Genomic DNA, 7854 nt, shown 5'->3' on the forward strand with positions numbered 1-7854 from the left:
GCGGCAGGCCGATGCCTTCGACCATCGGCGGCGCCTTGCCGCGCAGCGCCACCACGACCAGGCCTTCGCGCGCGATGCGGCGCCGCATGACCATCGAATCCCCGTCGGCCGGGGCGATCAGGTCGCCGTCGAGGATCAGCCGCCCTGCCCGCACGCGCTCGACGATCCCGGGCGCGCCGGGAGCCAGGCGAACCAGGTCGCCATTTTCCTGCACCAGCGCATCCGGCACACCGCGTTCGAGCGCGAAGCGCGCCTGTTCGTGCATATGACGGATCTCGCCGTGCACCGGCACAACCAGTTTCGGGCGCAGCCAGCCATAAAGCGCCGCCAGTTCGGGTTGGCCTGGATGGCCGCTGACGTGGATATGTGCTTGTTTCTCGGTGACCGTCAGCACGTCCTTCGCGGCGAGCTGGTTCATGATCCGCCCGATCGCGACCTCGTTGCCCGGAATCTGCTTCGACGAAAAGACGACGGTGTCGCCGGCCTCGAGCTTGATCTGGTGGATGTCGGCCGCCATGCGCGCGAGTGCGGCGCGTGGCTCGCCCTGCCCGCCCGTCGCGATCACCATCATCTTGTCGCGCGGCAGGCGCATCGCCTCGTCGAAATCGACCGTCGGCGGGAAATCCTTGAGGTAGCCCACCGAGCGCGCGACCCCGAGGATGCGGTCGAGAGAGCGGCCTGCGACGCAAAGCGTACGTCCGGTTGCCTTGGCGACCGCGCCCAGCGTCGCAAGCCGCGCCGCGTTCGACGCGAAGGTCGTGACGATCACCCTGCCCTTCGCCGCGCCGACCGCCTGTTCCAGGCCCGCACGAAGCCCGCCTTCGCTGCCCGAGGCTTCGGGATTGAACGCATTGGTCGAATCGCAGACGAGAACGTCGATGCCCTCGTCACCCACCGCGGTCAGCGCCGCGGCGGTCGCGGGCTGCCCGAGGATCGGTTCCTCGTCGAGTTTCCAGTCGCCGGTGTGGAACACGCGGCCATAAGGCGTGTCGATCACGGCCGCGCTCATTTCGAGGATCGAATGCGCGAGCGGGATCAGGCGGATGCCGAAGGGGCCGATCCGGAAGCTGTCGTCGATGTCGACGACCTTGATCTCGACCTCCTTCTCGAGTCCCTCCTCGGCCAGCTTGTGCGCGATCAGTCCCGCGGTGAAGCGGTTGGCGTAGAGCGGCACGCCAAGGTCGGCGGCAAGATAGGGGATCGCGCCGATATGATCCTCATGGCCATGCGTGAGCACGATGCCGAGCAGGTCCTTCTTGCGATCCTCGATGAATTCGAGGTCGGGCATGACGATATCGATGCCCGGATAATCGTGGCTGCCGAAGGTCACGCCAAGGTCGAGCATGATCCATTTGCCGTCGCAGCCATAGAGATTGGCGTTCATGCCGATCTCGCCCGATCCCCCCAATGCGAGGAAAAGCAGCTCCTTGCCCGGAGTCGTCATATTGTCGGCTTTCGTTGATGATAGAGGTGCATCAGCCCGTTCAGCGTCAGGTCGGGTTCGATACGGTCGAACAGGTGCGCCTGTTCCTGGAAAAGCATCGCGAGGCCCCCGGTCGCGATGACGGTGAGCGGCTTGCCGATTTCGGCTTTCATGCGCGTGATCAGCCCCTCCATCATCGAGACATAGCCCCAATAAACCCCGATCAGCATCTGGCTTTCGGTAGTCCGCCCGATAACGCTGCCCGTTGCCGGGGCTTCGATCGCAATGCGCGGCAATTTGGCGGCGGCGGCGACGAGCGCTTCCAGTGACAGGTTGACGCCGGGCGCGATGATGCCGCCGAGATAGGCTCCGTCGGGCCCGATATGGTCAAGCGTCGTTGCGGTGCCGAAGCTGATGACCAGCTTGTCCTTGCCGGGCTCGACCGCTTGCGCGGAAATCGCGTTGACCGCACGGTCGGCGCCGACCGACTGCGGCTCATCGACCTTGAGCGCAATGCCCCAGGTCACCGGGTCGCGCCCCGCGACGAGCGCGTCGACGCCGAAATATTTGTGGGCGAGCAGTTGGAGATTGTGGAGCGCACGCGGGACGACGGTCGAGATGATGACCGCCCCGACGCCGGCGCGATCATGCCCCTCGATCCGCATCAGCTGGTCGAGCCACACCATATATTCGTCGGCGGTGCGCCGGTCGTCGGTCGCGATACGCCAGCGCGCGAGCAACTCCTGCTCGCGAAAGAGAGCGAATTTGGCGTTGGTGTTGCCGACGTCGATCGCGAGCAGCATCTAATTCCCCTCCACAACAGGCCGGCGCAGTTCGATGTCGCCTGCGTGAATCAGCATGGTCTCGCCGCCGCCCAGGCGCAAGCGCAGCGCGCCATCGGGCGCGAGGCCGTCGAAGAAGCCGTCGATACCCTGCTCGGAGACGCGCAGCGGCGTTCCCACCGGATGCCCGAGCGGCAACCATGTGCGAACGATGCTCTCGACGCCCTCCTGCCGCCAGGTCCACAGCGCATCGACCATCGCGACCGCAAGTACGTCGGCAAAGCGGTCGCGGTCGACCCGCGCGCCCTTGGCGGCAAAACAGGCGGTCGGGCGGTCAGGCAGGTCGGGCGCCGACACGAGGTTGACGCCCATGCCGATGACCACCGCATTGCCGGTGCGTTCGAGCAGGATGCCCGAGCATTTGGCGCCGTCGACGAGCACATCGTTCGGCCATTTCAGCCGGAAATCGACCATCGGCGCCAACGTCGTGACGGTCCGGGCGAGCGCGACGCCCGCGACCAGCGCCAGCGTCGCGGCAACAGGATCGCTCGCGTGCAGATGGACCACGGTCGAGCCCATGAAATTGCCGAGACCATCGCCCCACGCGCGCCCCAGACGGCCGCGTCCGGCGGTCTGGCGGTCGGCGACCAGCCAATGGCCCTCGCCGACATGCTCGCCGCCTGCCAGCCGCGCCAGCAGGTCGGCGTTGGTCGAACCTGTCTGCGCGATCCGCTCGATCGGCGGAATCAGAACAGCACCGCGGCGGCGCTGGCCGAAAGGACCGCCAGAACCGGGATGAAGAGATAGCCGATCACCGAAAGCCACAGCGCGCTCGCGGTAATCACCGCGTCCTCTACGATCGCGCCGCCGCCCTTCGGGAACTCGGTGTCCGACTTGTCGTCGAAGTACATCGTCTTGATGATGGCGATATAATAGAAGGCGCCGATCACCGAGGCGACGATACCCGCAACCGCGAGCGGCACGAGATTCGCCTCCACCGCGGCCCAGAACACCAACAGTTTCGGCCAGAAACCGAACAGCGGCGGAATCCCCGCGAGGCTGAGCATGAACACCGCCATCGCCGCGGCGAGACCCGGGCGGCGCTGCGACAGACCCGCAAGCGCCGGAATGCTCTCGACATAATTGCCGTCGGCGTCGCGCAGCTGGAGCACGACGAGGAACGCGCCGAGCGTCGTTACCATATAGACAAGCAGATAGGTCAGCACCGCCTCGACCCCCTGCTGGGTTCCCGCAGCGAGGCCGATCAGCATGAAGCCGACATTGTTGATCGACGAATAGGCGAGCAGGCGCTTGATATTCTTCTGCCCGATCGCACCGACCGCGCCGAGGATGATCGAGGCGAGCGACAGGAAGATGACGATCTGCTGCCACGCGCCCACCGCGGGGCCCATCGCGTCGATGACGACGCGCGTCATCAATGCCATCGCCGCAACTTTGGGCGCGGTGGCAAAGAAGGTCGTCACCGGGGTCGGCGCGCCTTCATAGACGTCGGGGGTCCACATATGGAACGGCACGGCGCTGATCTTGAAGCCAAGGCCCGCGAGTACGAACACGATGCCGAAGATCAGCCCGATATTCATTTCGCCGCCCAGCACCTTCGCGATCCCGGCGAAATCGGTCGTCCCGCTAAAGCCGTAGAGCAGCGAGATGCCATAGAGCAGCATGCCCGACGCGAGCGCGCCGAGGACGAAATATTTGAGACCGGCTTCGCTCGACCGCTCGTCGGTACGCATGAAGCTGGCGAGCACATAGGCCGCGAGGCTGTTGAGCTCGAGCCCGACGTACAGCGTCATCAGGTCACGCGACGAGGCCATGATGCCCATGCCGAGCGCGGCGAAGAGGATCAGCGTCGGATATTCGGCGCGCATGCCGCCGTTGAAGAAACGCGGCGCGATGACGATGCAGACGAAGCTCGCCGCATAGATCAGGAGCTTGGCGAAACCGCCGAAGCTGTCGACCGAGAGCGTACCCGAGAAGACCGTCGTTTCGATGCCGAACAGCGCGACGACTGCGGCCGCGGCGGCAGCGAGCGTGAGCAGCGAGCTCAGCTGATAGAGGCCGACATTGCGGTCACCCGCAAAAGTGCCGAGCATCAGCGTAATGAGCCCGCCGATCGTCAGGATCAGCTCGGGCCAGATGAGCGCGAGATCGGCGGTCATTGGACGCCTCCTGCATGGCTCGATCCGTGCGCGGCTTCACCATGCGCCTTGGCGGGCTTGGGCTTGCCGGCGGCGAGATGTGCATCGCCTGCGGGCTTCGCCGGAGCGAGACGCGCCACCACGGTGGTGACGTCACCGCGCATCGGCGCGAGGAAGCTTTCGGGATAGACGCCCATCCACAGCGCCACGGCAGCCAGCGGCACCATGATCGTCCATTCGCGTGCGTTGAGGTCCGGCATCGCCTTCACATCGTCCTTGGTCAGTTCGCCGAACACGACGCGGCGATAGAGATAAAGCATGTACGCGGCGCCGAGGATGATCCCGGTGGTGCACACGAAGGCGACCCAGCTCGAGGCTTCATAAATGCCCGCGAGGCTCAGGAACTCGCCGACGAAGCCGCTGGTGCCCGGAAGGCCGATCGACGCCATGGTGAACAGCATGAAGAAGAGCGCATAGGCCGGCATGTTCACCGCGAGCCCGCCGTAGCGGTCGATCTCGCGCGTATGCAGCCGGTCATAGATCACGCCGACGCAGAAGAAGAGCGCGGCCGAGACGACACCATGGCTGAGCATGATGATCAGCGCGCCCTCGATGCCCTGCTGGTTGAACGCGAACAGGCCCGCGGTGACGATCGCCATATGCGCGACCGACGAGTAGGCGATCAGCTTCTTCATGTCGCTCTGCACCAGCGCGACGAGGCTGGTGTAGACCACCGCGATCATCGACAGCGCAAAGACGATCCACATCAGCTGCCCCGACGCGTCGGGGAACATCGGCATCATGAAGCGCAGGAAGCCATAGCTACCCAGCTTCAACAGTACGCCCGCAAGAATCATCGACCCCGCGGTCGGCGCCTGCACATGCGCGTCGGGAAGCCAGGTGTGGACGGGCCACATCGGCATCTTGACCGCAAGGCTGGCGAAGAAGGCGAGCCACAGCCACGTCTGCATCTGAACCGGGAAGTCATAGTTCAGCAGCATCGGGATGTCGGTCGTGCCCGCTTCGGCGATCATCGCGATCATCGCGATCAGCATCAGCACCGATCCGAGCAGCGTGTAGAGGAAGAATTTGAACGCCGCATATTTGCGGTTCGCACCGCCCCAGATGCCGATGATAAAATACATCGGGATCAGGCCGGCTTCGAAGAAGATGTAAAAGAGCAGCAGGTCCTGCGCCATGAAGACGCCGATCATCACGACTTCCATGATCAGGAACATCGCCATGTAGAGCCCGACGCGCTGTTTGATCGCGTCCCAGCTGGCAAGGATGCAGAGCGGCATCAGGAAGACGCTGAGCATGATCAGCATCAGCGCCATGCCGTCGATGCCGAGCGCCCACTGAAAACGGCCGAACAGGTCGGCGCGTTCGGTGAACTGCCATTGCGCGCCGCCGATATCGAAATTCGCCCACAGAATGCAGCCGAGCACAAAGGTCGCGAGCGTCGCGCCGAGCGCGACGAAACGCGATGCCTTGTCGCCGACGAACAGGCAGGCGATGGCGGCGATCGCGGGGACCGCCAGCATCAGCGAAAGGATCGGAAAGCCGCTCACAGGAAATTCACCATGGCCCAGCTGGCGAGGCCGACAAGACCGAGCAGCATCACAAACGCATATCCATAAACATAACCCGATTGCAGCCGGACCGCGAGACGGGTCCCCCCAGCGACGAGCGCCGCGGCGCCATCGGGACCGAAGCGGTCGATGGTGCCTTCATCCCCGCGCTTCCAGAAGAAGCGGCCGATCGCGAAGGCGGGCTTCACGAAGAGGATGTTGTAGAGCTCGTCGAAATACCATTTATTGTACAGGAACTGGTGGAGCAGCTTGAACTGCGCCACGAAGCGCGCCGGCAGACTGGTGTTGCGGATATAGCTGTTCCACGCGAGGAACAGACCGATCGCCATCACCGTGAACGGCGTCCATTTCACCCACAACGGCACTTCATGCGCGGCGTGCATCAGATGCTCGTCGAACGCGAGACTGCCCTTCCAGAACGCCATGCCCTCTTCGGGATAGATGAACTGGTGATGGAACGCGATGCCCGCGAACACCGCACCGATCGACAGCACTATCAGCGGGATGAGCATCGAGATCGGGCTTTCGTGCGGGTGATAGCCCGCGGTGCCGTCGCCATGCGCATCGTGATGGTGCGCATGCGCATGATCGTCGCCCGCATGCTCATCCGAGGGATGATCGTGGTGATCACCATGTACCGCGTGCTGTATATGCTCGCTCTGTTCCCAGCGCGGCTTGCCGTAGAAGGTCAGGAAGACGAGGCGCCACGAATAGAAGCTGGTGAGGAAGGCCACGAAGATGCCGACCCAGAAGGCGATGACACCGCCGCCGCCGCTCGCATAAGCCGCCTCGAGGATACCGTCCTTCGAATAGAAGCCGGCAAAGCCTGCAACGCCCGCAATCCCCACGCCGGTGATTGCCAGCGTGCCGAGCATCATCGCCCAATAGGTGAGCGGGATCTGTTTCCGCAGCGCGCCATAATAACGCATATCCTGCTCATGATGCATCGCATGGATGACCGAACCGGCACCAAGGAACAGCAAGGCCTTGAAGAAGGCGTGCGTGAACAGGTGGAACATCGCGGCGCCATAGGCACCCGCGCCCGCGGCGAAGAACATGTAACCGAGCTGCGAACAGGTCGAATAGGCGATGACGCGCTTGATGTCCCACTGCGTCGTCGCGACGGTCGCGGCGAAGAAGCAGGTCGCAGCGCCGACGAACATCACGACGCCCTGCGCGACTTCGCTGGTTTCGAACATCGGCGACAGGCGGCAGACCATGAAGACGCCCGCAGTGACCATCGTCGCGGCGTGGATCAGCGCCGACACCGGGGTCGGGCCTTCCATCGCGTCGGGAAGCCAGGTGTGCAGGCCGAGCTGCGCCGACTTGCCCATCGCGCCGATGAACAGCAGCAGGCAGAGGATCGTCATCGTGTCGAGGCGCATCCCCATGAAAGTGATGGTCGAACCCGCCATGCCCGGCGCAGCGGCAAGAATCTCGGGGATCGACACGGTACCGAACACCAGGAACGTGCCGAAGATGCCGAGCATGAAGCCAAGGTCGCCGACGCGGTTGACGACGAACGCCTTGATCGCCGCGGCGTTGGCGCTGGGCTTCTTGTACCAGAAACCGATGAGCAGATAGGATGCGAGACCGACGCCCTCCCAGCCGAAGAACATCTGGACGAGGTTGTTCGCGGTCACGAGCATCAGCATTGCGAAGGTGAAGAGCGAGAGATAGGCGAAGAAGCGCGGCTGGTCCGGATCCTCCTCCATATAGCCCCAGCTGTAGAGGTGGACGAGCGCCGACACGGTCGTGATCACGACGAGCATGACCGCGGTCAGCGTGTCGACGCGCAGCTCCCAGTTGAACTGGAGCGCGCCCGACGAAACCCAGTGCAGCACCGGGGTCACCGTCGCTTCGCCGCTGCCCGTCACGAAGGACAGGAAGATCGGCCA

General features: G+C 64.1%; 6 protein-coding genes. All 6 read right to left on the reverse strand.

Annotation, left to right across the window (positions count from 1 at the left end; translation table 11 throughout):
• Positions 1–1444: ribonuclease J (locus tag VGD20_RS07960; RefSeq protein WP_331133933.1), on the reverse strand; the 1444-nt coding region annotated here is incomplete at its 3' end.
• Positions 1441–2226, reverse strand: a complete 786-nt coding sequence (locus VGD20_RS07965; RefSeq protein ID WP_331133934.1) for a type III pantothenate kinase — start codon at positions 2224–2226, stop codon at positions 1441–1443. The genes VGD20_RS07965 and VGD20_RS07960, both read right to left, overlap by 4 nt.
• Entirely contained in the window at positions 2227–3030 is an 804-nt protein-coding gene (locus VGD20_RS07970) for a biotin--[acetyl-CoA-carboxylase] ligase (RefSeq protein ID WP_331133935.1), read from the reverse strand.
• Positions 2952–4385 (reverse strand): NADH-quinone oxidoreductase subunit NuoN, encoded by a 1434-nt coding sequence (nuoN, locus tag VGD20_RS07975; RefSeq protein WP_331133936.1) that lies wholly within the window; start codon positions 4383–4385, stop codon positions 2952–2954. Before nuoN ends, VGD20_RS07970 begins: the two co-directional genes overlap by 79 nt.
• Entirely contained in the window at positions 4382–5935 is a 1554-nt protein-coding gene (locus VGD20_RS07980) for an NADH-quinone oxidoreductase subunit M (protein WP_331133937.1), read from the reverse strand. Before VGD20_RS07980 ends, nuoN begins: the two co-directional genes overlap by 4 nt.
• Positions 5932–7854 (reverse strand): NADH-quinone oxidoreductase subunit L (gene nuoL, locus VGD20_RS07985; RefSeq protein ID WP_331133938.1); only part of this gene is annotated, 1923 nt, incomplete at its 5' end. The genes nuoL and VGD20_RS07980, both read right to left, overlap by 4 nt.

The sequence above is a fragment of the Sphingopyxis sp. genome, assembly GCF_036402335.1.
GTDB lineage: Bacteria > Pseudomonadota > Alphaproteobacteria > Sphingomonadales > Sphingomonadaceae > Sphingopyxis.